Here is an 804-nt window from a genome sequence, read left to right on the forward strand (position 1 = left end):
AAACTTTCAGCTCCTTTAGCATAAATCTTATAATCTTGTGGCAATCCTGCAGCCTCATTAAAATCACTTGTAAAAAAACCTTCTTTATCTACACCATAGCCTAATACTTTATCTACAGCTTGGGATTTGTCACTAACTAGCTTTGAAGTATTGTTTGTTTGATTTGATGATAAAATAGTGTTATTATTAACTTGATTTGAAGTGTTAGTCGAATTTGTTTCTTTTGTATTATCTGAAATTTTGGCTTTAGAATTTTCATTGTTTAAAGCACTTAGGTAATTATAACCCGAGTAGGAATTTACACTATTTATCATTTTTCTGCCCTTCTAAATTAATTAATTAATTAATGTTTTATATTAAATCGGCAGAAAATGAGTTGAATTTAGTTTCCATTGTTAAGGTTAAGGAATCCAACCACCAAGAGAACTTTCCATATTTTCTTTGTAGTGTCTAGCAATATCTTTAATTAAAGAATTGTTGTTTAAATGAGCATTAGAGGTTGTTGAGTCAAATTGATAAAGTTGCATATTCTTATCTAATGCACCTGTTTTATATGTAAAAAGTACATAAGGTTTTCCTAAATCAGAAACTTTTACTTGTCTTTTGACTATATAAACAGGGAAAAATCCGTATTCATCGGGTTTTTGATTAACTACTTGATTAAATGCCACAAACATTTTTTTATTATGAGAACCACAAGTTTCTTGTCCTTCAGGACATAAACCTTTCTTTTGAAATTCCTCTCCACTGTATAGTGCTACCGCATACATTTCGCTATCAAAAGCGTAAATTGAACCTCTGTAT

The 804-nt window shown here is 29.7% G+C and carries 1 protein-coding gene and 1 pseudogene; both read right to left on the reverse strand.

Translation table 11 applies throughout. From position 1 onward, the window contains the following. Positions 1-314: pseudogene (locus tag DMB91_RS08740) on the reverse strand (hypothetical protein); the annotation flags it as partial. A gap of 87 nt (positions 315-401) precedes the next feature. Next, positions 402-804 (reverse strand): hypothetical protein (locus DMB91_RS08745; protein ID WP_034907163.1); only part of this gene is annotated, 403 nt, incomplete at its 5' end.

It is taken from the genome of Campylobacter sp. MIT 97-5078, assembly GCF_006864455.1.
Taxonomy (GTDB): Bacteria; Campylobacterota; Campylobacteria; order Campylobacterales; family Campylobacteraceae; genus Campylobacter_D.